This window comes from Brevundimonas sp. UBA7838, assembly GCF_002500885.1.
Classification (GTDB): domain Bacteria; phylum Pseudomonadota; class Alphaproteobacteria; order Caulobacterales; family Caulobacteraceae; genus Brevundimonas; species Brevundimonas vesicularis_C.
Genome location: NZ_DLTK01000006.1, coordinates 1 through 22263, shown reverse-complemented (window position 1 = coordinate 22263; position 22263 = coordinate 1). Strand labels below are relative to the sequence as shown.

Genomic DNA, 22263 nt, shown 5'->3' with positions numbered 1-22263 from the left:
TGATCCGGCCCCAGGAACCGGCCGGGATCGTCGCCAAGACGCTCGGGCCATTCGATGACGGCGCACCCCTCGTCCAGAGCCTCGTCCAGGCCGATCTCGAACGCCTCTTCCGGTCGGGTCAGGCGATAGAGGTCGAAATGCGCGACTGGCGGGTCGCTTTCGTAGAACTGGACCAGGGTGAAGGTCGGGCTGGGCACGTCCTCGTCCGGCGTGGTCAGGGCGCGGATCAGGCCGCGCGCCAGGGTCGACTTGCCCATGCCCAGCGGACCGTAGAGCAGCAGACTGTCGCCCGCCGCCAGCAGGGGGGCGATGGCCTGGCCCAGGGCGGTGGTGGCCTCGGCGTCGGGCAGGGCGATCTTCATGGAAACACCGCATCAGGATCGGCGGCCAGGGTGCGCTCGGTGAAGGTCTTCAACGCCTCGGTGGCCTTGGCCGCGTCCACGTCCAGCCGGTCGGCGGGAATGGGCAGGCCGACATCGACGCCGAACGGCTTGCCTTCCTTGTTCAGCAATTCGTGGAACAGGGTCACGTCGCGCAGCTCCTGCGAGACCTTGTCGAACAGGTGAAACAGCCGGCTGTAGGGGCCGGTGACGTGCATGGGCACGACCGGTGCACCGTATTTGCGCGCCATCGTGGCGGCGGTCGGCGCCCATTCGGGATCGGTCAGGACGCGGTTTTTCTCGCGCGCCAGACGGCCGGCGGGGAACATGACGACGCAGCGTTCGGCCTCGAACGCCTCCTTGGCGGCGTTCAGCGTGCCGCGGGTCTTCTCGCGGGTGCGTTTGTCGTGGACCCATTCGACGGGGATGATGGTCTCGTCCAATCGCGGCGAGACGCGGATGGCGTCGGCGTTGGCGAAGAAGATCATGTCGCTGCGCCGTTGCTTGATCGCGTCGAACACCGCGACCCCGTCGGCGATGCCGGTGGGGTGGTTGCAGACGACGACGCAGCGGCCGCTCGCCGGCAGGCGCTCCAGGTTCGTCGTCGTCACCTTCAGCCTCAGCAGGTCCGAGACGTAATCGAAGGTCTCGGTCCCCGACAGGTCGCGGATGGCGTCGGCCATTCGCACCGCCGCACCATAGCCCAGCACGCCGTAGAGCGCCGGCCGCACGACCGGCCAGAGCGGCGAGGCGGTCAGGCGCGGCGCGCGTTCGGCGATCAGCACATCGACGATGTGGGGCTGACGGCGGGCGGGAAGGGTGGCGGCGGTCATGAAAGATCGCTTGTCGCCGGTTCGGTCGGAGGGGGCAAGATGCGCGGCGTCCTAGACGCTTGGCGATCGGACGGGCGGCCCCTATCACTGTCGAAAAGCTGTGGGGAATGAAGACATGACGCGTTCACGCTGGATGGCGGCGGTCGCCTTTGGAAGCCTGATCCTGGCCGCTGCGCCGAGCTTCGCCCAGCAGACGGCGCCTACCGCTGCAGAGTCGCCGGCAGCCCAGCCCCAAGCTCAGCCGCGCGGCCTGTCGCTGAAGGATCTGGCGATGATGGAGCGGGTCAGCGAGCCGCGCGTCTCGCCGGACGGCCGCCATATCCTCTACGCCGTGCGCACCACCGACTGGGAAGGCAACAAAGGCGTCAACGGCCTGTGGCTGGCGGACGTGTCGGGTGGCGAGCCGCGCAAGTTGGCGATCTCGGAAGGCGGCGTCTCGGGTGCGCGCTGGGCGCCGGACGGCGGTGCGATCTATTTCCTGTCGTCGCGGGGCGGATCGAACCAGGTCTGGCGCACGGATGCGGCCGGGATGGCGGCGGCCCAGGTGACGACCCTGCCTTTCGACGTGTCGGGCTTCCGCATCGCGCCGGACGGCACGTCGCTGGTCCTGGCCGTCTCGGTCTTCGTGGATTGCGACACCCTGGCCTGCACCAAGACACGGCTGGATGCCCGGGGCAAGTCGCCGCTCCAGGCCTATGACCGACTGCCGCTGCGCGACTTCGACCATTGGGTCGATACGCGCCGCACCCATCTGTTCGTCCAGCCGCTGAACGGGTCGGGTTTGAGTGGCGGCGAACCGCGCGATCTGATGGTGGGTCTGGACGCCGATGTCTCGGCCGGCGATTCCAGCTTCGACATTTCGCCGGACGGCCGGACCCTTGTTTACGGCACGCAGACGCAAGGCGTGGGCGAAGCCTTCACCAGCAACAGCGACGTCTTCCGCGTGGCGCTAGATGGCGGGACGCCGGTCAATCTGACGGAAGGCAACAAGGGATCGGACGGCAATCCGGTCTTCTCTCCGAACGGTCGCCAACTGGCCTGGCTGTCGGCGCCGCGAGAGAACGTCGGCGGGGATCAGGCGGCGGTCTGGGTGGCTGACGCCGACGGCTCCGGCGCGAGGAAGCTGACCGACTGGGATCGGGGCGCGGGCGGCCTGCAATGGCGCACCGACGGCCGGTCGCTGCTGGTCTCAGCGGCGGACGAGGGCCAGAACCGGCTGTTCTCGGTCGATGCCCGCAACGGCCGGATCACGCCCCTGACCGGGATCGGCACGGTCGGATCCTATGAAGAGGTGGCGGGCGTCCTGGCCTACGCCCACGAGAGCTTCGTCGCCCCGACCCAGATCTTCATTCACACCAACGCCGAACCCCGCCAGATCAGCCGCCAGAACGCCGAGGTGCTGGCGCAGCTGGACCTGCCCAAGGGCGAGGCCTTCACCTTCGCCGGCTGGAACAATGAGCCGGTGCAGGGTTGGGTATTCAAACCGGCGGGCGCGGTCGAGGGGCGGCGCTATCCTGCGGTTTATCTGATCCACGGCGGGCCGAAATCGCCCTGGACCGAGAACTGGTCCTACCGCTGGAATCCGCAGGTTTATACGGCGGCGGGCTATGCGGTGGTGATGATCAACTTCCACGGCTCGCCTGGCTATGGCCAGGCCTTCACCGACGCGATCAACGATCACTGGGGCGACCGGCCGCTGGAGGATCTGCAGAAGGGCTGGGCGGCGGCGCTGTCGAGCAATCCGTGGATCGACGGCGACCGGGCCTGTGCGCTGGGCGCCTCCTACGGCGGCTATATGGTCAATATGATCGCCGGAAAGTGGAATGGGCCGTGGCGCTGCCTGGTCAACCACGCCGGGGTGTTCGACGTGCCGCAGCTGATGAACGCCATGGATATCGGCAACTTCATCTGGGAGTTCGGCGGTCCGAGCTGGGAGCGCAAGGCCGTCTATGACGCCTTCAACCCTGAAACCTATGCCGGCGACTGGAACAAGCCGATGCTGGTGCTGCATGGCTCCAAGGACTTCCGCGTGCCGATGGAGCAGGGGCTGGCGACCTTCTCGGCGCTTCAGCGTCAGGGCGTGCCCAGCCGCTTCGTCCATGTGCCGGACGAGAACCACTGGGTGCTGAAACCCCGGACCTGGGTCGACTGGCAGCAGGAAATCCTGGATTGGGTCGGTCGCTATACGGCGCCGGCGGGCTGAGCGACCCATTGACGCGCCTTGGCAGGGTGCTACGCCTCGCGGCCAGAAAGCTTCGCGAGGAAGATCTTGATGCGTCACCGTTCCCTTCTGTCCGCCGCCTGCGCGGCTGTTGCGCTGATGAGCGCCGCGCCTGCCCTGGCCCAGGTGCCGCCCGCGCCGGTTCCGTCCGCGCCCGCGACGCCGGACGCCTTCACCTATCAGGACATGATCTCGGCCAACCGGCTGGGCGATCCGCAGGTGTCGCCGGACGGCCGCTATGTCGTCTATTCGGTCACGACCACCGATGTTCAGGCCAACAGCCGCGCCGGCAGCCTGTGGATCCTGGACCTGAACGCGCCGGACACGGCCCCGCGCCGCCTGGCCATCTCGGATCAGGGCGCCAACACCGCGCGCTGGGGCGGGGACGGCAATCTGTACTTCCTGTCGGGCAAGTCGGGCGCGAGCCAGGTCTGGCGCGTGGCCTCGCCGACGTCGGCGCCGGTTCAGGTGACGAACCTGCCCACCGACGTGAACGCTTATCGGATCAGCCCGTCGGGCGACAAGGTGGCGGTGTCGCTGGCCGTCTATCCCAATGCGGCCGACCTGAACGCCTCGGTCCAGCAGGGCAAGGCCATCGCCGAGCAGAAGACGACGGGCCAGGTCTATGACCGCATGTTCGTGCGTCACTGGGACACCTGGAACGACCACACCCAGAACCACCTGTTCGTCCAGTCGATCGGCCGTGACGGCAAGGCCACGGGCACGCCGGTCTGGATCACCAAGGGCTTTGACGGCGACACGCCCTCCAAACCCTTCGGCGACGAAAGCGAGTTCGTCTTCACGCCCGCGGGCGACGCCGTGGTCTTCTCCGCGCGTCTGGCCGGTCAGACCGAGCCGTGGAGCACCAACTTCGACCTGTGGAAGACCAACGGCCTGTCGGGCGACGGCACCTTCACCAATCTGACCGACGGCAACGACGCCTGGGACACCGGCCCGGTCTTCTCGCCGGACGGACGGACCCTGGCCTATCGCGCCATGGCGCGGCCGGGTTTTGAAGCCGACCGCTATCAGATCGTGCTGATGGACGTCGAAACGGGCCAGAAGCGCGAGATCGCCTCGAACTGGGATCGCTCGGCCGACACGCTGCAATGGTCGCGCGATGGGCAGACGCTGTACACCACGGCGGGCGACGTCGGCTCGACCAAGCTGTTTTCGGTGGATACGCGCAACGGCGTGGTGACGCCGATCACGGGCGCGGGCCACGTCTCGGCCTTCCAACAGACGCCGTCGGGCTTCGTCTTCGCCCAAGACAGCCTGCGCGAGCCGGGCGACCTGTATTTCAAAACCTATCTGGGTCGCGAAATGCCGCGTCGTCTGACGCAGTCCAACCCCGCCTTCGCCGCCAAACAGTTCGGGGAGTATGAGCAGTTCAGCTTCGCCGGCTGGAACAACGAGACAGTCCACGGCTATGTCATTAAGCCGGCTGGATACGTGGAGGGCCGCAAATATCCGGTCGCCTTCCTCATCCACGGCGGGCCGCAAGGTTCGTTCGGGGACGGCTGGTCCTATCGCTGGAACCCCGAGACCTATGCGGGGGCGGGCTATGCGGTGGTGATGATCGATTTCCACGGCTCGACCGGCTACGGCCAGGCCTTCACCGACGCGATCAGCCAGCACTGGGGCGACCGCCCGCTGGAAGACCTGCAGAAGGGCTGGGCGGCGGCTCAACAGAAGTACAGCTTCCTGGACGGCGACAACGCCTGTGCGCTGGGCGCCTCCTATGGCGGCTATATGATCAACTGGATCGCCGGCAACTGGTCGAACGAATTCAAGTGCCTGGTCAATCACGACGGAGTCTTCGACACCTTCGGCATGGGCTATTCGACCGAAGAGTTGTGGTTCACCGAATGGGAATACGGCGGCACGCCCTGGGACAAGCCGGAGGGCTATCAGAAGTTCAACCCGGCCAACCACGTCGACAACTGGAAGACGCCGATGCTGGTGGTTCAGGGCGACCGCGACTTCCGTATCCCGACCGCCCAGGGCCTATCGACCTTCACCGCCCTGCAACGGCGCGGCATCGACAGCCGCCTGATCGTCTTCCCCAACGAGAACCACTGGGTGCTGAAGCCGGCCAACAGCCTGCAATGGCACAATGAAGTGTTCGGCTGGCTGAACAAATATCTGACGCCGACGCAGTAAGAGGCGTCCGCCCAGACGACAAAAAAGGGGCGCGGTCCGACGACCGCGCCCCTTCTTCATGCGCGTTTGGTCGGGATCAGAGCGCGGCGCGCTGGATCGGCGCGCCGGCCAGGCGGTCATATTGATGCGCCGTCATGCAGCGCGGCGCGGCCCAGCGCTGGCCCGACTGATAGGCGGCGACCGCTTGCTGGGCGGTGACGAAGCTCGGCGTCGCGCCATGGTCGCGTTGATAGGCCGTGCGTGAGGCCACGTCGGTTCCGCAAACCTTGACGGTTTGCAGCACGGCCGCGCGCTCGGCGGGGCGCAGACTTTGCGCCAGCGCCGGCGTCGTTGCGGCCGCCAAAGCTGCAGCGATCAGGGCGGGGGTCAGGAAACGGGTCATCGGCAGTCCTCCACGGCCTGAATTAAGATCAGGACTCTGACGAATTATGCGCCGATCCTGGAGTCTGTAAAGGTTATGCGACAACTTCGCGTCAAATCGACGACAAGCTGACCCCGCGGCGCCAAACCGGGGCTGGCGCGTTTCCTCTGGCTGACGGAGACGAGCGATTGTCGAACCCACGGAATTGGCGCACTTTTCGGGCCGACCTGAACCAGCGGGCGTGGGCTCTGGCCGGGGCGCGTTTGCGCGCCTGGCGCGACTGGGTGCGCGACAACGATCCCGTCTATGCGGCGGCTCGACGACCGGGGGCGGCGGAAAAATGGGCGGCGGGCGTGGTGCTGGTCGTCGTGGCGGCCATCGTTCTTTTCCTGGCCCTGTTCGATTGGAACATGCTGCGCGGGCCCATCGGCCGCTGGGCCTCGGTCAAATACGATCGCGAAATCGCACTGACCGGCGACCTGGACGTCAATCTCTTCAGCTGGACTCCGTCCGCCGTGGTGCGGGGGCTTAAGATCGGCGGCCCCGATTGGGCGCGCGATCGCGACACGGCCGACGTCGATGAGGTCCAGGCCTCGGTGCGCCTTCGAAAGCTGCTGGCCGGTCAGGTTGAGATGCCCCTGCTGAGCTTCACCCGGCCCCGAGTCGTGCTGATCTCCACCAAGGACGGCCGCAAGAGCTGGCAGTTGAATCCCAACAAACCTGACAATGGCGAAGGGCTGAACCTGCCGGTCATCCAGCAACTGGTCATCAAGGACGGGCAGCTGACCTTCGAGGAACAGCGGCGCGGACTGACGCTTGAGGCGGCGGTCAATGCGCGTGAGGCGTCCAGCGGCCAGGCCGGTTTCGTGCTGGACGGGCGCGGCGATGTGCGCGGCGCACCTATGACCGTCAGGATCGAGGGCGGTCCCTTCATCAACATCCGGCGCGACCGTCCCTATCGGTTCGAGGCCGATGTGACCGGCGCGGACTCGTCCCTGGTCGCCAAGGGGGCGATCACTCGACCTTTCGATCTGGGGCGGTTCGATGCGACCATGACGATCCAGGGACGCAACATGTCGGACCTCTATCTGCTGACCGGCGTCGCCCTGCCCAATACGCCGCCCTACCGGCTGTCGGGCGCGCTGAACCGCGATCGGCGGATCTGGACCTTCAAGGATTTCGACGGACGTGTCGGCGCGTCCGATCTGTCGGGCAAGGTCAAGGTCCAGTCGGGCCAGCGTCTACGCGTCGACGCCGACCTGACCTCGCGTCGTCTGGACATCGACGACCTGGCCGCCGTCTTGGGCGCGCGGACCCGGACCAATGCGGCGGGCACCGACACCGAGGCGCCGGTCGTGGTCGGCGGCAAGCTGCTGCCGGACGCCAAGCTGCAGACCGAACGGCTGCAGACCATGGACGGCACCCTGTCCTATCGGGCCGGATCGGTGAAGGCGAACGCCTTTGACGTGCGTCAGGTGAACCTGGGCGCTGATCTGAAGGACGGGATCCTGAAGCTGGACCCGATCAGCTTCGACTTCAACCGGGGCGCGCTGAACGGCACGGCGCGGATCGATGCGACGAAGGACACCCCCTACAGCACGGTCGATCTGCGTCTGGCCGGCTATCCGCTGGAATCCATCATCCCGGCCCGCAACGGCTCGGCGCCCGTCACCGGCAGGGCGCTGGGCCGGGCGAAGCTGGAGGGGCCAGGCGCCTCGATCCACGATTTCGCCGCCGCGTCGAAAGGCTCTCTCAGCCTGGTGGTGCCGAACGGCAAGATGCGGGCCGCCTTCGCCGAACTGCTGGGCATCAACGCCAGCGCGGGGCTGCTGAAGCTGTTGAGCGGAGATCAGTCCGAAAGCCAGATCCGCTGCGCCGTCGCCGACTTCAACGTAAGCGGCGGCACGGCGACCGCCCGCACCTTCGTCATCGACACCGATGTGGTGCTGGCCCAGGGCAAGGGCAGCATCAATCTGGGCGCCGAGACGATGAGCCTGCGGATCGAAGGCGAATCCAAGAAGCCGCGGCTGTTGCGCCTTTGGGCGCCGATCACCGTGTCCGGCCCCCTGACCGCGCCCAAGGTTGGGGTCGATGTCGGTTCGGTGGTGTCGCAGGGCGGTCTCGCGGGCCTGCTGGGCGCGGTCGTGGCGCCGGTGACGGCCCTGTTCGCCTTCGTCGATCCTGGGCTGGCCGAAGACGCCGACTGCGGCCGGCTGATCGCCAACGCCCGCTGAGCGTTGATGACGACCGATCAGGCGATCCGAGCGTATTGTGGGTGATGGAGCCTTTTGCATGACACGCCGTGGACTGTTCGCGCCTGCCCTTGGGCTTCTCGCCGCCGCCTGCTCGCCTCTGAGCCTGCTGAACACCCTGGGACCGAGGGACGGCGGCGTGCGACGCGTCGCGCGCGACATTCCCTATGGCGACGATCCGCGCCAGCAGATGGATCTCTATGCGCCGACCGCGCCTGGCCCCTATCCGACGCTGGTCTTCTTCTATGGCGGCGGCTGGGATTCAGGCTCGCGCGGCCAGTATGGCTGGGCGGCGCAAGCCTTGGCGGCGCGCGGATTCGTGGTCGCCCTGCCGGACTACCGCGTCGTGCCTCAGGTCGTCTTCCCGGCCTTCATCGAGGACGCGGCCGCCGCCACGGCCAAGGCGGCAGAGGTGGTCGGTCAGTACGGCGGCGATCCCGCGCGGCTTGGCGTGCTGGGCCATTCGGCGGGCGCGCATCTGGCGATGATGATCGCCCTGGACCGACGCTATATGGCCGCCGTCGGCCGGCCCGATCTGATCAAGGCGGCCGCAGGTCTCGCGGGCCCTTACGACTTCCTGCCGTTGGACGTGGCGGCGTCGCAGAACGCCTTCGGTCGTGCGCCCGACCCGACCCTGACCCAGCCCGTGACCTTCGTGCGTCGTGACGCCCCGCCGATCTGGCTGGGCCACGGCACGGCCGACACAGTGGTCCACGACGAGGACACTGTCATTCTAGATGAGCGGATGCGCGCGGCGGGCGGTCGGTCGCAAGCCAAGCTTTATCCCGGCCTGGACCACGCCGACCTGATCGCAACCTTCTCGCCCCTGTTCCGCAAGAAGGCGACGGTGCTGGCCGATGTGACGGACTTCTTCCACCGTCAGCTGGGCTGAACCAATGAAGAGTGGTGCGGGCGGCCGGGGTCGAACCGGCACTCCTTTCGGAACTGGATTTTGAGTCCAGCGCGTCTACCAATTCCACCACGCCCGCAGCGGAAGGACCGCCTCATGCCACAGAGGCGAAGGCCGCGTCCAGCCCGAAGCGTCAGGCCGCGACTTCCACATGGCTGTCCGTGCCGCCGGACTGGATGCGGCGGGCGCGGATGTACATTTCGACGCGCTGCATGACGATCAGGCCCATGGCGAAGACCAGGAAGGCGTCGGTGACGGCCAGGGCGTTCAGGTGCCAGGCGGCGGCATGGCTTTCGATCAGGTCGCGCAGCAGCGACCGGCCGGCGAACAGCACGACCAGCAGGATCAGACCCAGCGGCGAGGCCTGGGCCATCAGGGAACCGTCCGGCTCTTTTTCGATGGTGACGGTCTTGCCGCGATACCAGCCGGCGACGCCGCCCAAGATCCCGCCGATGGCCAGCACCGCCCAGGCGCCGGGACCGAACGGCGCATGGGCCATGTTCGGGTTCTGGGCTGTGCCCCACAGGCCCAAGCCGATCAGCGGCAGGACGATGGCCGGCATGACCCAAAGCAGCTGCGGCTTCAGCACGCGCTTCCTGCGGTTCTTCAGCAGCACCACCACCAGCATGATCGGGATCATGAGCAGCGGGATCAGTTTTTCAGGCGGCACGTCGTCTCTCCCCAAAGACAGGATGCGGCCTCCCCCGAGGCCGCTGTCAGCACCCTAGCGGCGTCAATCCGCGCTGGATAGCGGCGCGACCGTCTGTTCGATGGCGCCGAAGATCGAATGATGACGGTCGTCCAGCATCTCGATGCGCACCGTGTCGCCGTGTTTCAGGAAGGGCGTCTCGGCCGCGCCGCGCAGGATCGTCTCGACCGTGCGGACCTCGGCGATGCAGGAATAGCCCAGGCCGCCCTCCGAGACCGGCTTGCCGGGGCCGCCGTCGGCGTCCTTGTTCGACACCGTGCCCGAACCGATGATGGTGCCGGCGCCAAGCGACCGGGTCTTGGCCAGGTGGGCGATCAGGGCGCCAAAGTCGAAGGTCATGTCGACGCCGGCGTCGGCCTTGCCGAAGTCCTCGCCATTCAACTGCACCGAAAGAGCGCCGTGCAGCTTACCGTCCTTCCATCGGTCGCCCAGCGCGTCGGGCGTGACCAGGACGGGCGACAGGGCGCTGGCGGGCTTGGACTGGACGAAGCCGAAGCCCTTGGCCAGTTCGGCGGGGATCAGGTTGCGCAAGCTCACGTCATTGACCAGGCCGACCAGGCGGATGGCGGCCAGCGCCTGTTCGCGCGTTGCGCCCTGCGGCACGTCGCCGACGACCACCACGATCTCCGCCTCCAGGTCGCAGCCCCAGGCCTCGTCGGCCAGCGGAATCGGATCGCGCGGCGACAGAAAGCTGTCGGAGCCGCCCTGATACATCAGCGGGTCGGTCCAGAAGCTCTCGGGCATGTCGGCGCCGCGCGCCTTCCGCACCAGTTCGACGTGGTTCACATAGGCCGAGCCGTCCGCCCACTGATAGGCGCGGGGCAGGGGCGACGCGGCGTCGCGCTCATGGAAACGGCCGCGTGGCACGGCCTCATGCTCCAGGCTTTCGGCCAAGGCCTCGAGGCGAGGACCGCAGCGATCCCAGTCATCCAGCGCCGCCTGCAGCGTCGGGGCGATCAGGAAGGCGTCGGTGAACCAGTTCAGGTCCTGAGAGACGACAACGAGGCGGCCGTCGCGGCCGTGCTTGAGCGAGGCGAGTTTCATGACCAAGGCCTAGACCGTATTTGCGATGTTGGGAACGGCGGAATCAGTCGGCGGCCGTCAGCAGGGCGCGGGCCTCGGCGCCGGTGCGGGCGGCGCGGTCGCGGACCTCGACCTCGACGATGACGCCGCCCTCAGGCTCGACGGCCCATAGGTAGCGACGCTCGACCTCGACCGTGCGTCCGGACGGGGCGAAGCCTTCGTAGCTGTCGCCCCACGGCGTGATCTTCCTGACCTCGACGAAGGGCATGGCGCAGGCGGCGTCCAGCTCCTCGTTGGCCATCACTGTCAGTTCGTCATCGGATGCAGGCATGGGTCTCGGGCTGGGAAAAAGAGAGTCTAATTCGTCTAATTGGTCTGAACGGGCGCTCAGGGTTCGTCGGCGTAGATGGCGACGCGGGCGGGGTCGGTCGAGGAGACCGCGCCGCGATACATGCCCGAGGTGGACATGGCGAAGGCGGGGCGGCCATCCAGTCCCATGACGATGACGCCGCCCTTGCCGCCCAGACGATCGGCGTCGGCGATCTCCGCCTGACCGGCGGCCTGCGTCGCCGCCCCTCCTGCAATCCGCGCGCAGATGTCGCGGGCGACGGTGGCGCGGATGAAATATTCGCCGTCGCCGGTGGCGGACACCGCGCAGCCGTCGGTGTTTGAGGCGTAGGTTCCGGCGCCGATGATCGGCACGTCCCCAACCCGGCCCCAGCGTTTGGCGGTCATGCCGCCGGTCGAGGTGGCGGCGGCGAGATGACCCTGGCTGTCCAGCGCCACGGCGCCGACCGTGCCGAACTTCTTCTCGTTCAGGGGCGGGGCGATTTGGGCCTGGGCGCCTGGTAGAGACGCGCCGACGGGGCGTTCGGGAATCGGCTGTCCGGCCTCGGTCAGGGCTTTAACCAGTCCCTGCCAGCGGCGCTCGGTGAAGAAGAAGGCCGGATCGACCTGCTCCAGCCCGACCGAGGCGGCGAAGGCGTCGGCGCCGGGGCCGATCAGCATGACGTGGGGCGACCGCTCCATCACTGCGCGGGCGGCGGCGACGGGATGACGCGTGGTGGTCAGGCCGGCGACCGACCCGGCGGTCAGGTCCGATCCGTTCATGATGGCGGCGTCCAGCTCGTTACGGCCGGCCGCCGTGAAGACCGCCCCGCGCCCGGCGTTGAACAGGGGATCGTCCTCCATGACCTGAACGGCGGCCTGGACCGCATCCAGCGCGGCGCCGCCGCTGTTCAGCACGGCCGAACCGGCGTCCAGCGCGCCTTGCAGCGCCGCGCGATAGGCCGCGTCCTGCTCGGGCGTCAGGCTGGACCGCTCGATCACGCCCGCCCCGCCGTGGATCGCCAGCGACCATTGCGGCGCGGCGTCCTCGGCGTACGCCGAGGAAAAACACAGTGCAAAGAGTGCAATTAGTCCCGAACAAGCGATACGCATCATGAACCTCCTCCGGGCCGAAAAACGAGTGCAATCGGTGCACTCTCCCCAATGACGCCGGTCGGTCGCAGTGTAACGCCGCCTTCGGGCATGTCAGCTCAATTGGTCTAATAAGCTCGGAAGGTCTAAATGTTAGATAGCTGATGGCTAGCAAGACGCGTCTACGGCCTGAGATGTAGCCGCGAATCAGGAGAAGGCCGACATCAGAATGATCACAGCAAAAAAACCGCTGAGTTCGAAGTCGTTGTCCTAACTTTGTTTTCGCCACCCAAACCATTCTGTAGCCAAACGGACACGGGGATTATTAAGCGCGTTTAGTCAGTGACGGCAATAAGCATAGGCGTGTAGCCGCTCAGAGACATGCCCCAATTGATGTCTGTTGGAACAACTAAAATGTTTTCAAACTGCACAGTTTGAATGCCAGCGAGCGAATCGACATCGGGCATCTCCAGGATTTTCACCTCGCCGCCATCCGAAACAAACAGCTTATCTTGTGTGACAGCAACCCAGCCGCGCGGGGTCGCCGCGAGACCAAATAGGGGCCATGTGCTGTGTGAGAATGCTTCGATCGATCCAGGAAGAGCATCCAGTTCTCGGCTGAAGACTAAGGTTGCTTCATCGCCGCAGACACGCATGACGCGGCCGTGTGACAGCATGTGGGATAGACCAATCGAGGCCAGTAGACATCCGGCATGATCAACGTCTGGCGCCAAACCTGTGACCGGATCACATTCAGACGCAAGTGGACCGTGACAGGGATCATCATCGACCTTGCGGATTTCAACCAACCTTAAGGAGCCTGGAGCAATCCGCCAAAGTCCGCCGCCCCATTCGCCTTGATTGAAACCAATATATATCGACCCGTCAGGCGTAGAGGCCAAAGTCATGACGCCGAAGTGGCGCCCGAAGCCTTCGAACGGCTGGCGGCGCCACTCACCGCCATCGCTGCGGTAGAGGGCGTCTTTCGTAATGACGATCCAGTCTAAGCCTTCACGCAGAAAACCGAGAGCGTCGGCCTGGAGCGGCGGTGTTAAGGATCGGCCTGTTTCTGGTTCTTGGACAGAAAAACGTCTTGGAGTTCCGCCATCTGACTGAAGAACAAGGGTTCGCCCAGCGTCGCGCAGCAAATCCGCAGCGCCTTCTTCGACAATAATGCGCCGGTTGGCGTCGGCCCGATCGAAAACGACCACCGCTCCGGCTTCGTTTCTAAGCCAGAGCTGATCCGCCGTGGCGACACCCTCGACAAGCCGAGCGCCGAGCACGGGATCGTTCGGAGCCGATGAGCCAATTTGAACTATTGCTGGGCTGGCGCTGAAACAGATCGCAAGCAGAACGGCAAAGGTGCGCATTGTGCGACCTTAGCGCGAGAATAGAGCGGCGTCCTGACCCAATTTCAGCCTCGTTCGCTTCGTGTCAGTCAAGCGACATCATGTGCAGATTCAACTTCCTAAAAATCGGGCATCTGGCAAAAGCCAATCGGCCGCCCTCACCCCCTATGGTGCAGCCGCTTCCACACCTGATAGCCGACGATGGGCGCGAAGCCGCAGAGGAGGGCGGCGATCAGGACCATCCAGAAGCCGCCGCCCAGCCAGTATTCGCCGGCCAAAGCACCGGCGCCGGCCGCGAGGACCGGGCCGAGCCAGGGCAGCCAGGTCGGCGGCCGCATCGTCATTCAGGCGTCGACCTTGATGACGCCGCGACGGATCTGGTCCAGCTCGATGGAGTCGAACAGGGCCTGGAAGTTGCCGTTGCCGAAGCCTTCGTTGCCCTTGCGCTGGATGATCTCGAAGAAGATCGGGCCGAAGGTGTCCTGGGTGAAGATCTGCAGCAGCAGGCCTTCCTCGTCCGAACCGTCGATCAGGATGCGGTTCTTGCGCATCCGCTCCACGTCCTCGCCATGGTTGGGCAGGCGTTTGTCGATCAGTTCGAAATAGGTCTCGATGGTGTCCTGGAAGGCGACGCCGCGTTCCTTCATCGCCTCGACCGTCTCGAAGATGTTCTCGGTCGTCAGGGCGATGTGCTGGATGCCTTCGCCGTTGTAGCGACGGATGAACTCCTCGATCTGGGAGTTTTCGTCCTGGCTTTCGTTCAGCGGGATGCGGATGGCGCGGTCGGGCGCGATCATGGCCTGGGAGAACAGGCCCGTCGCCTTGCCCTTGATGTCGAAATACTTCTGCTCTTCGAAGTTGAAGATCGAGTTGTAGAAGCCCGACCAAGTGCGCATCTGGCCGCGACGAACGTTGTGGGTCAGGTGGTCCAGGATCTCCAGGCCCATCGAGTTCTTGCGCTCGGCCTCTTCCCAGCCCTCGATCTCGTCCCACGCGTCATAGAGCGAGCCGGAGTCGCCGTACTGATCGATGACATACAGCAGCGATCCGCCGATGCCTTGCAGGATGTAGGGATAGTCGTCGCCCAAAGCCCCGCCGGCGGCGTCCGTCGCGGCGACGGCGCCGCGAGCCAGCGCGCCCTCATAGGCGGCCTTGGCGTCGGTGGTGCGGAAAGCCATGCCGTTGGCGGACGGGCCGTGATCCTTGGCGAAGTCGGCGGCCTGACCCTTGGGCGAGCGTTGCACCAGGAAGCTGATATCGCCCTGCTTCAGGCGCACCACGTCGGTCTTGGGGTTCACGTGCGTCTGGGTGAAGCCCATCAGCTCCAGGCGCGAAATCATCGCCTCGGGCTCGGGGCCGGTGAATTCGACGAACTCGAAACCGTCGACGCCGAGGGGGTTTTCGAGGTCGATCTGTTCCGCCGTGGCCTGATCTTGGGCCTGGGTCATGTCGTTCATGGCGCGTCTCCCGCGTGATCTTGAGGGCGGTCTGGCCGCCGATTGGCGCGGAACCTAGTCACAGAAGACGACGGAGCCAAGACGAAGCCACGGGGTCGTGATGACGGACGACCCCGCAAGCCCCGTCTGTCGTCTTTATGCGCTCAGCGCAGAACGGGCTCGGGATCGACCAGCCGGACGTCGTGCATCTGGTCCAGATAGGCCTCGTAGTAGCCCTTGTGCGAGGCGCCGACGATGGTCAGCATCCGAGTGCCCGGATAGAGGCCCAGGACATCGCGCATATTGGCGACCATTCGCAGATTGCGCGTCTCCCAATAGCCAAGGTAGCGCCGGCCGAAGGCCTGCGGCGACGGCTCGACCAGATTTGCGCCGAAATCGGACTGATAGGCCATGGCCGGGACGGTCGGTGCATTGTAGGCGCGATACATCTGGAGAAGGCCGTCCGGCTGATCCAGGGCGGCGCTCAGCCGTTCGTCTTGCGCCCGACGGGCCGTGCTGGCGGGATTGTCCCAGGCGGCCATGACGGCGTCCTGTGATGCCTTCTTTTCCACGAGGTTGGCGGGGTCGGGCGAATCGGCGGAGTGGTCGTCGACGCTCCACAGCCGTTCCAGTCCCAGGCGCGCGGCCAGGGGGGCGGAGATCAGGAATGTCTCGTTGGCCTGTTCCTCGATCTGGTTCAGCACGCCGACCAAGGCGTCGTTCAGGCCGTCCCCGGCGATGCGGTCCTGGGCGGGCAGGCGAAGCCACTGGACCAAGGCCGATCCCCGCTCGCCAGCCGCCAGGAAGACCGCCGCCAGATGACGCCGCTGGGCCGCCGTGGGCTGATCGGGCCACTCGGCCAGTAGCCGCTCGGCCTCGGCATGGGCGGCCGACACGTCCAGGCCGGTCGCCAGGGCTGCGGGAGCGGGATCCCAGCAATAGGTTTCGACCGTCTCGGCATACCGCGACGGATAGCGACGCAGACTGTCGCATTGCAGGCCGGACAGGTCCTCCGTCGCGATGGCGGTCGGCTTCCACGCCGCCAACCGATCCAGCAGCGGCGACAGGCTTTCGACCTTGAAGCCGTCGCCCATGTTCGACAGGTGCGGCGTGCCCAAGACCAGAACCTCGTTCAGCGCGCCGGCTGGCGGTCCCTTCAGTTGATCGGGATGGAAAGGCTGGCGGTAGTCCTGCGCGGCTGCGGGCAGGGCGACGGCCAGCAGCGCGCCGACGGCGACGAACAGGATGCGGGAGGAACGAAGAGGCAAGGCCATGACACGCCGTGAAAGAAATTTGAGAAGGATCGACCGTCGGTCGGTCACGCCACCTTCCACGGATCACCGCCCGGGCGCCCGTTAATTCTTGGACATCTAAGGCTACGCTTGCAGCGCTAGAACCGATGTCGGCGTCAGCCCGGCAGCCAGCGGGTCGCCCATTCGGCGCCCATCAGAAGGCCGGTCCCGAGCGCGCCCAGGATGGTCAGCCACACGGTGGTGACGGCGCAGCCCGCGAGGACGAACAGGCCGTCGCGCTGGATCAGGCCGACCGACAGCAGGGCCAGGGCGATGGACGGGATGGTGTTGGTCAGGGGCATGACGATGGTCACGGTCGCCAGGATCATGAAGACGGCGGCCAGCTTCTCGCCCGGTCCGTCGGCGAAGCGGCGCAGGCGGGGGCGCGACAACCGGTCGATCCAGCCCAATTTGGTTTCGGCGAAGTCGGCCATGGCCTTCAGCCACGATCCCTTGCACCGCAGGTTCAGAAACCAGCGCGGCAGCCACGGCTCCTCGCGCCCGACAAGCATCTGGCCCGCCAGCAGGATGACGATCAGCCCGACCACCTGCGGCACGCCGTAAAGGCCCGGCACCAGGCAGGGGATGGAGAGCAGCAGGATCAGAAGGCCATAGGCGCGCTCGTCCAGCCGGTCGCGGATTTCGTGCAGGGTCAGCCCGGCGTCGCCGCCGTCGTCGGCCAGCCGCCGCAGCAGCCGGGTGACGTTATGGCTGACGTCGTCCTGCTGGACCGTGGACGGGGAAGAGGCGGGGGTCGTCATTCAGGCGCTCTAGCAGGTGGACGTGACGGCCGAGGATGACGCAACGCCGCAGGGGTGCTAACGCGCCGTACCGCCTTAAGGATCGCCATGCTGCGCAAACTCTATGACCGCGTCTTCGACTTGGCGCGCAGCCGCCATGCGACCAAGGCCCTGGCGGTCGTCTCCTTCGCCGAGAGTTCATTCTTTCCGATCCCGCCCGACGTGATGTTGGCGCCCATGATCCTGGCGCGGCCGCAAAAGGCGTATGTCTACGCCGCCGTCTGCACCGTTGCGTCGGTGCTGGGCGGGATTCTCGGATATGCGATCGGCTATTTCCTGACCGATCTGGGCCTGGCGATCATGCGGGTGCTGGGCCATTCGGACGGGCTGGAGCAGTTCCGCGCCTGGTTCGAGCAGTGGGGTCTGTGGGTCATTCTGATCAAGGGGCTGACGCCCATCCCCTACAAGCTGGTGACCATCGCCTCGGGCTTGGCGGCGTTCAGCTTTCCGGTCTTCATCGCCGCGTCGGTCGTGACGCGGGGCGGACGGTTCTTCCTGGAGGCGTGGATCCTGAAGCGCTGGGGGCCGGCCATGCTGGCGCAGGTGGAAAAGCGGCTGGCGATGTGGAGCGTGATCGGCCTGGTCGCGCTGGTCGGGCTGATCGTCGTCCTGAAGCTTCTGTAAGTCGACGCGGCCGCAGGGGCGGGGTAAGACCGTTTCAAGATGATCGATGTCTATCGCCTTCTGACCCGTTGGTGGACCGCCTTCGCCCTGGCCGCGTCGCTGGCCATGCTGGGCGCGGCCCATGCGTTCGAACGGTTCGGCGGCCTGGCGCCCTGCAACCTGTGTCTGAAGCAGCGCGAGGTCTATTGGGGCGCCGTCGTCGTCGCTGTGCTGGCCACGGGTTGGACCCTGTTCAGCGGCGGACGCCGGGGCACGCCGCGCATCGCCGCCTTCCTGCTGGCGGCCGTGTTCGCCACAGGCGCCATCACGGCCATCTTCCACATGGGCGGCGAATACAAATGGTGGGCGCTGCCTGCGACCTGTTCGTCCGTCGGCGGCTCGGTCGATATGGACAGTCTGACGGCCTTGGCCATGGGCACGGGGCCGGTGACAAAGGTGATCGGCTGCGGCGATGTGGCCTGGAGCTGGCTGGGTCTGTCGATGGCGGGATGGAACGCGATCATCGCCTCGGCGCTTGCGGTGTTCAGCCTGTTGGCGGCGAAACGTCCCAAGGACGCCCGCGCGCCCCGGATCGAAAAGGCCTGATGCGATGAGCCATTCCATTCCTCTCCCTCGTCCTGGCCAAGGCGCCGACAAGGCGCGGATGGACGAGATCCTGCGCGTCGATCACGCCGGGGAATATGCGGCCGTCCTGATCTATCGCGCCCAGAAGGCGGTGTTCGAAGGGCGCAAGGGGCGTGACGGCATCGCCCATGACCTGTCTGAGATGCAGGAGCAGGAGGCGGTGCATCTGGCGCGCTTCGAGCGGCTGCTGAACGAGCGGCGAGTGCGGCCCACGGTCATGACGCCCCTGTGGCGCATCGCCGCCTCGGCCCTGGGCGCCGGCACGGCCCTGATGGGTGAAAAGGTGGCGCACGCCTGCACCGAGGCGGTCGAAAGCGTGATCGAGAAACACTATGCCGACCAGATCGCCGAGATCGGCGATCGCGACCCGGCCCTGGCCGCCGAGCTGAAACAGTTCCGTGACGAGGAACTGGCCCACCACGACCACGCCATAGAACAAGGCAGCCGCGAAGCGCCCGCCTATCGGCTTCTGTCCGGCGTGATCAAGTTCGGCTGCAAGGCGGCGATCAAGATCAGCGAGCGGGTCTAAATCGTCTCCTCCCTGCGGAGCGGGGAGGGGGCCGCGAAGCGGTGGAGGGGCCTTGAAGTCCCACCGTCTCCGGTAGGCGTCGCAGAACTGCTCCATCGCGGCGCTAAAGGAGCGCCGCACCACCTCCCCATCGCTGCGCGACAGGGAGGGGACTGGAACGTCAATAGATTTCGAACAGCCCGGCCGCGCCCATGCCGCCGCCGATGCACATGGTGACGACGCCGTATTTGGCGCCGCGACGCTTGCCTTCGATCAGGACGTGGCCGGTCATGCGGGCGCCGGACATGCCGTAGGGGTGGCCGATCGAGATGGCGCCGCCCGAGACGTTCAGGCGGTCGTCGGGAATGCCCAGCGTGTCTTGGCAATACAGAACCTGAGCGGCGAAGGCCTCGTTCAGCTCCCAGATCCCGATGTCGTCCACCGTCAGGCCGTGGCGCTTCAGAAGTTTGGGCACGGCATAGACCGGGCCGATGCCCATTTCGTCCGGCTCGCAGCCGGCGACCGCCATGCCGCGATAGGCGCCGAGCGGTTGCAGGTTGCGCTTCACCGCCTCGCCGGCCTCCATGACGACGCAGGCTGAGGCGCCGTCGGACAGTTGCGAGGCGTTGCCGGCGGTGATGAACTCGCCCGTCTGGATTTCCTCGCCGCCGCCGAACACGGGCTTCAAGGCCTTCAGGCCTTCCAGCGTCGTATCGGGACGGTTGCCCTCGTCCTTGGACAGGGTAATCTCTTTCGGTGAGGTCTGGCCGGTGGCCTTGTCCATGGCCAGCATGGTGGTGGTCATGGGCACGATCTCGGCGTCGAACCGACCGGCGTCCTGGGCGGCGGCGGTGCGCTGCTGGGATTTCAGCGCATATTCGTCCTGGCGGTCGCGGCTGACGCCATAGCGGCGCGACACCACCTCGGCCGTCTCCAGCATCGACATATAGATGTGGGGCGACAGCTTCAGCAGCGCCTCGTCCTTCATCCGGTACAGGTTCATATTCTGGTTCTGCACCAGGGAGATGCTTTCCAGCCCGCCGCCGACCGCCATCTTCTGCTGATCGAAGACGACCTGTTTCGCCGCCGTGGCGATGCCCATCAGGCCCGAGGCGCACTGACGGTCCAGGCTCATGCCGGGAACGGAGGAGGGCAGGCCGGCGGCGAGCGCAATCTGGCGCGCGACGTTGGTGCCGGTCGAACCCTGCTGCAGGGCCGCGCCCATGACCACGTCCTCGATTTCAGCCGGATCGACCCCGGCGCGCTGGACCGCGTGCTTGACCGCATGGGCGCCGAGGCTTTGCGCCTGGGTGTCGTTGAAGGCGCCGCGATAGGCGCGTCCGATGGGCGTACGGGCAGTGGAGACGATGACGGCTTCGCGCATGAGCTTTCCTCCTGGGCTATCGCCCTTTGGGCTACTTGAGCCCATTCTTGTTTGGCCTACCGTGCTTCGCGCTGCTTGAGGCCGGTTTCCTCTGAAGCGAAGTTAGGCGCCTCACGTCGCGTCAACGCAAGGCGCCTTGTTGTTCAGCCGCCGTGGGCCTTCTGGGCCTTGGTCAGTTCGATCATGCCTTGGGCGGCGCCCATCTCTGGGACGATCTCGCCGGCGCGGTCCGAAATGGCGTCGAAGCGGGCGGCGACCTGTTCGGGGGCGTCGTCCCCGGTGACGAAGTCGCCTTGCGTCAGAGTGACATAGGCGCGCTCGAACCCGCCGGCGCCGGCGGCCAGGATGGCGCGGCTCGGCGCATCCTGGCTGACCAGGTAAAGCAGGCCCGGCGTGACCAGGGCCGGGGCCAGCGCCTCCAGCGGCAGGGCGGCGCCCAGATCCTCGGTCATGCGGGTGTGGGCGGTGGGCGCCAGGCAGTTGACGCGGATGTCGTTCTTGGCCCCCTCGATCGACAAGGTCTGCATCAGACCGACCAGCGCCATCTTGGCCGCGCCATAGTTCGATTGGCCGAAGTTGCCGTACAGACCCGAGGACGAAGTCGTCATCACGATCCGGCCGTAGTTCTGCCCCCGCATGATCTCCCACACCGCCTTGGTGCAGTTGACCGCCCCCATCAGGTGGACGTCGACGACGAAGCGGAAGTCCTCGATCTCCATCTTTGCGAAGGTCTTGTCGCGTAGCACGCCGGCGTTGTTCACCAGGATGTCGATCCGGCCCCATTTCGCCATGGCCTGATCGACCATGGCCTGGACTGCGGCATAGTCCGTCACCGAGGCCGCATTGGCGATGGCCTCGCCGCCGGCCGCCTCGATTTCGGCCACGATCGCCTCGGCCGCGCTGGCGGATCCGCCCGAGCCGTCGCGGGCCCCGCCCAAGTCATTGACCACCATCTTGGCTCCGCGCGCCGCCAGAGCGAGCGCGTGTTCTCGCCCCAAGCCGCCTCCGGCGCCCGTCACGATCGCCACCTGTCCGTCAAACCGCACCGCCATAATCGTTTCCTTTCGCCGGCGCCCAATGTGTTGAAACGGCGCCACAGTCGACACAATCGTAGCTCAAGCGCGGAACCGTGCGCCAGCCACGCCGTTCGGTCGGGTGAATGCTGTGCTATTGCGCAGCTTCGCGCATTCACACAGTGAGGAAGCTATGAAGCTCAAACTTCTCGCCTCCGTTGCCGCCGCCGGACTGTTCGCAGCCGGCGCCGCATCGGCGGAACCCAATGGTTGGTACGGCGCCATCGACGCCGGCTACCACATGATCGACGATATCAACGCTGAATCGTCCACGACCGGCGCCAACTGGAACTGGGAAGTGAACGACGGCTGGGCGGCTTTCGCTCGCCTCGGCTACCGCTTCAACCCGAACTGGCGCGTTGAACTGGAAGGCGGCTACCGCTCGGGCGACATTGGTCGCGTTCGCGCCGTCACCGGCACGCAAGGCCTGTGCAACCTGACCCCGGCGACGGGCGGCTGCTTCTCGCCCGAAGGCGACATCGAATCCGCCACCCTGATGGCCAACGTCATCTATGACTTCGGCTTCGAATACTGGGGCGTTCGTCCGTTCGTCGGCCTCGGCGCCGGTGTGAACCGCGTCGACACCAACACGATCGGCGCCCTGCGCGCCAACCGGCTGGCCACCTTCGCCGCCGACGACACCTCGACCAAGTTCGCCGCTCAGGCGATCGCCGGTCTGGCCTGGGCCATCGGCGACCGCGCCAACATCGACCTGACCTACCGCTACCTGACGGGCGACGCCAACTTCGCCTCGACGACGGCCGGCACGGGCGTGGGCGCCACGCAGTTCGGCGAATGGGACGGCGACTACGACCAGTCGCACACCGTGACCCTGGGTCTGCGCTACAGCTTCGGTGCGGAAGACGCGCCGCCGCCCCCGCCGCCCCCGCCGCCTCCGCCGC

22 protein-coding genes and 1 tRNA gene are annotated in these 22263 nt (G+C 66.4%); 8 read left to right on the top strand and 15 right to left on the bottom strand.

Going from position 1 to position 22263, the window contains the following annotated elements:
- Window positions 1–362, bottom strand: a 362-nt coding sequence (tsaE, locus tag B3T77_RS00395; protein ID WP_292075984.1) for a tRNA (adenosine(37)-N6)-threonylcarbamoyltransferase complex ATPase subunit type 1 TsaE, incomplete at its 3' end; no start/stop codon positions are given.
- Window positions 359–1213: a GNAT family N-acetyltransferase gene (locus B3T77_RS00390; protein ID WP_292075982.1), complete on the bottom strand. Its 855-nt coding sequence runs from the start codon at window positions 1211–1213 to the stop codon at window positions 359–361. The genes B3T77_RS00390 and tsaE, both read right to left, overlap by 4 nt.
- 115 nt (window positions 1214–1328) lie before the next feature.
- Between B3T77_RS00390 and B3T77_RS00385 the strand changes: the two genes are divergently transcribed.
- Complete coding sequence (locus B3T77_RS00385; protein WP_292075980.1) at window positions 1329–3416, top strand: alpha/beta hydrolase family protein; 2088 nt, start codon at window positions 1329–1331, stop codon at window positions 3414–3416.
- 69 nt (window positions 3417–3485) lie between these two features.
- Window positions 3486–5597, top strand: coding sequence for an alpha/beta hydrolase family protein (locus tag B3T77_RS00380; RefSeq protein ID WP_292075978.1), 2112 nt, complete (start codon window positions 3486–3488; stop codon window positions 5595–5597).
- A 76-nt stretch (window positions 5598–5673) separates the two neighbouring features.
- On the opposite strand, the gene B3T77_RS00375 is transcribed toward B3T77_RS00380, so the two are convergent.
- Window positions 5674–5979 carry a hypothetical protein gene (locus B3T77_RS00375; RefSeq protein WP_091750549.1) on the bottom strand — a complete coding sequence of 102 codons (306 nt, stop codon included), beginning with the start codon at window positions 5977–5979 and terminating at the stop codon, window positions 5674–5676.
- A 167-nt stretch (window positions 5980–6146) separates the two neighbouring features.
- Between B3T77_RS00375 and B3T77_RS00370 the strand changes: the two genes are divergently transcribed.
- Complete coding sequence (locus B3T77_RS00370; protein ID WP_292075972.1) at window positions 6147–8192, top strand: AsmA family protein; 2046 nt, start codon at window positions 6147–6149, stop codon at window positions 8190–8192.
- A 58-nt stretch (window positions 8193–8250) separates the two neighbouring features.
- Window positions 8251–9102, top strand: coding sequence for an alpha/beta hydrolase (locus B3T77_RS00365; protein WP_292075970.1), 852 nt, complete (start codon window positions 8251–8253; stop codon window positions 9100–9102).
- Window positions 9103–9114: 12 nt separating this feature from the next.
- On the opposite strand, the gene B3T77_RS00360 is transcribed toward B3T77_RS00365, so the two are convergent.
- The 10 genes from B3T77_RS00360 to B3T77_RS00315 form a co-directional block, all read right to left on the bottom strand.
- Window positions 9115–9199 (bottom strand) — tRNA-Leu (locus tag B3T77_RS00360).
- A 54-nt stretch (window positions 9200–9253) separates the two neighbouring features.
- Window positions 9254–9790: a CcdC protein domain-containing protein gene (locus tag B3T77_RS00355; protein WP_292075968.1), complete on the bottom strand. Its 537-nt coding sequence runs from the start codon at window positions 9788–9790 to the stop codon at window positions 9254–9256.
- Between the two features lie 63 nt (window positions 9791–9853).
- Window positions 9854–10873 carry a fumarylacetoacetate hydrolase family protein gene (locus B3T77_RS00350; protein ID WP_292075966.1) on the bottom strand — a complete coding sequence of 340 codons (1020 nt, stop codon included), beginning with the start codon at window positions 10871–10873 and terminating at the stop codon, window positions 9854–9856.
- Window positions 10874–10916: 43 nt separating this feature from the next.
- Window positions 10917–11183 carry a hypothetical protein gene (locus tag B3T77_RS00345; protein ID WP_017506239.1) on the bottom strand — a complete coding sequence of 89 codons (267 nt, stop codon included), beginning with the start codon at window positions 11181–11183 and terminating at the stop codon, window positions 10917–10919.
- A gap of 56 nt (window positions 11184–11239) precedes the next feature.
- Window positions 11240–12295 (bottom strand): isoaspartyl peptidase/L-asparaginase family protein, encoded by a 1056-nt coding sequence (locus tag B3T77_RS00340; RefSeq protein WP_292075962.1) that lies wholly within the window; start codon window positions 12293–12295, stop codon window positions 11240–11242.
- A 311-nt stretch (window positions 12296–12606) separates the two neighbouring features.
- Window positions 12607–13641, bottom strand: a complete 1035-nt coding sequence (locus tag B3T77_RS00335; protein ID WP_292075960.1) for a hypothetical protein — start codon at window positions 13639–13641, stop codon at window positions 12607–12609.
- 137 nt (window positions 13642–13778) lie between these two features.
- Complete coding sequence (locus B3T77_RS00330; RefSeq protein ID WP_045810597.1) at window positions 13779–13964, bottom strand: hypothetical protein; 186 nt, start codon at window positions 13962–13964, stop codon at window positions 13779–13781.
- A complete protein-coding gene (gene hppD, locus B3T77_RS00325) occupies window positions 13965–15077 on the bottom strand; it encodes a 4-hydroxyphenylpyruvate dioxygenase (RefSeq protein ID WP_292075955.1) in 1113 nt (370 codons plus the stop codon).
- A 143-nt stretch (window positions 15078–15220) separates the two neighbouring features.
- Window positions 15221–16330 carry a DUF5694 domain-containing protein gene (locus B3T77_RS00320; protein ID WP_292075953.1) on the bottom strand — a complete coding sequence of 370 codons (1110 nt, stop codon included), beginning with the start codon at window positions 16328–16330 and terminating at the stop codon, window positions 15221–15223.
- A gap of 134 nt (window positions 16331–16464) precedes the next feature.
- A complete protein-coding gene (locus tag B3T77_RS00315; RefSeq protein WP_112863463.1) occupies window positions 16465–17109 on the bottom strand; it encodes an exopolysaccharide biosynthesis protein in 645 nt (214 codons plus the stop codon).
- An 87-nt stretch (window positions 17110–17196) separates the two neighbouring features.
- Between B3T77_RS00315 and B3T77_RS00310 the strand changes: the two genes are divergently transcribed.
- From B3T77_RS00310 to B3T77_RS00300, 3 genes are read left to right on the top strand one after another with little or no spacing between them, the layout of a single operon-like run.
- Entirely contained in the window at window positions 17197–17772 is a 576-nt protein-coding gene (locus B3T77_RS00310; RefSeq protein ID WP_292075948.1) for a YqaA family protein, read from the top strand.
- A 39-nt stretch (window positions 17773–17811) separates the two neighbouring features.
- Window positions 17812–18357 (top strand): disulfide bond formation protein B, encoded by a 546-nt coding sequence (locus B3T77_RS00305; protein WP_039246047.1) that lies wholly within the window; start codon window positions 17812–17814, stop codon window positions 18355–18357.
- Window positions 18358–18361: 4 nt separating this feature from the next.
- Window positions 18362–18925, top strand: coding sequence for a demethoxyubiquinone hydroxylase family protein (locus tag B3T77_RS00300; RefSeq protein ID WP_292075943.1), 564 nt, complete (start codon window positions 18362–18364; stop codon window positions 18923–18925).
- Between the two features lie 160 nt (window positions 18926–19085).
- Here B3T77_RS00300 and B3T77_RS00295 read toward each other — a convergent pair whose 3' ends face one another.
- Together B3T77_RS00295 and B3T77_RS00290 are read right to left on the bottom strand one after the other, a co-directional pair.
- Window positions 19086–20288, bottom strand: coding sequence for an acetyl-CoA C-acyltransferase (locus B3T77_RS00295; RefSeq protein ID WP_292075942.1), 1203 nt, complete (start codon window positions 20286–20288; stop codon window positions 19086–19088).
- Window positions 20289–20431: 143 nt separating this feature from the next.
- Window positions 20432–21340, bottom strand: a complete 909-nt coding sequence (locus B3T77_RS00290) for an SDR family NAD(P)-dependent oxidoreductase (RefSeq protein WP_292075939.1) — start codon at window positions 21338–21340, stop codon at window positions 20432–20434.
- Window positions 21341–21494: 154 nt separating this feature from the next.
- On the opposite strand from B3T77_RS00290, the gene B3T77_RS00285 reads away from it, so the two are divergent.
- Window positions 21495–22263, top strand: a 769-nt coding sequence (locus B3T77_RS00285; RefSeq protein WP_292075936.1) for an outer membrane protein, incomplete at its 3' end; no start/stop codon positions are given.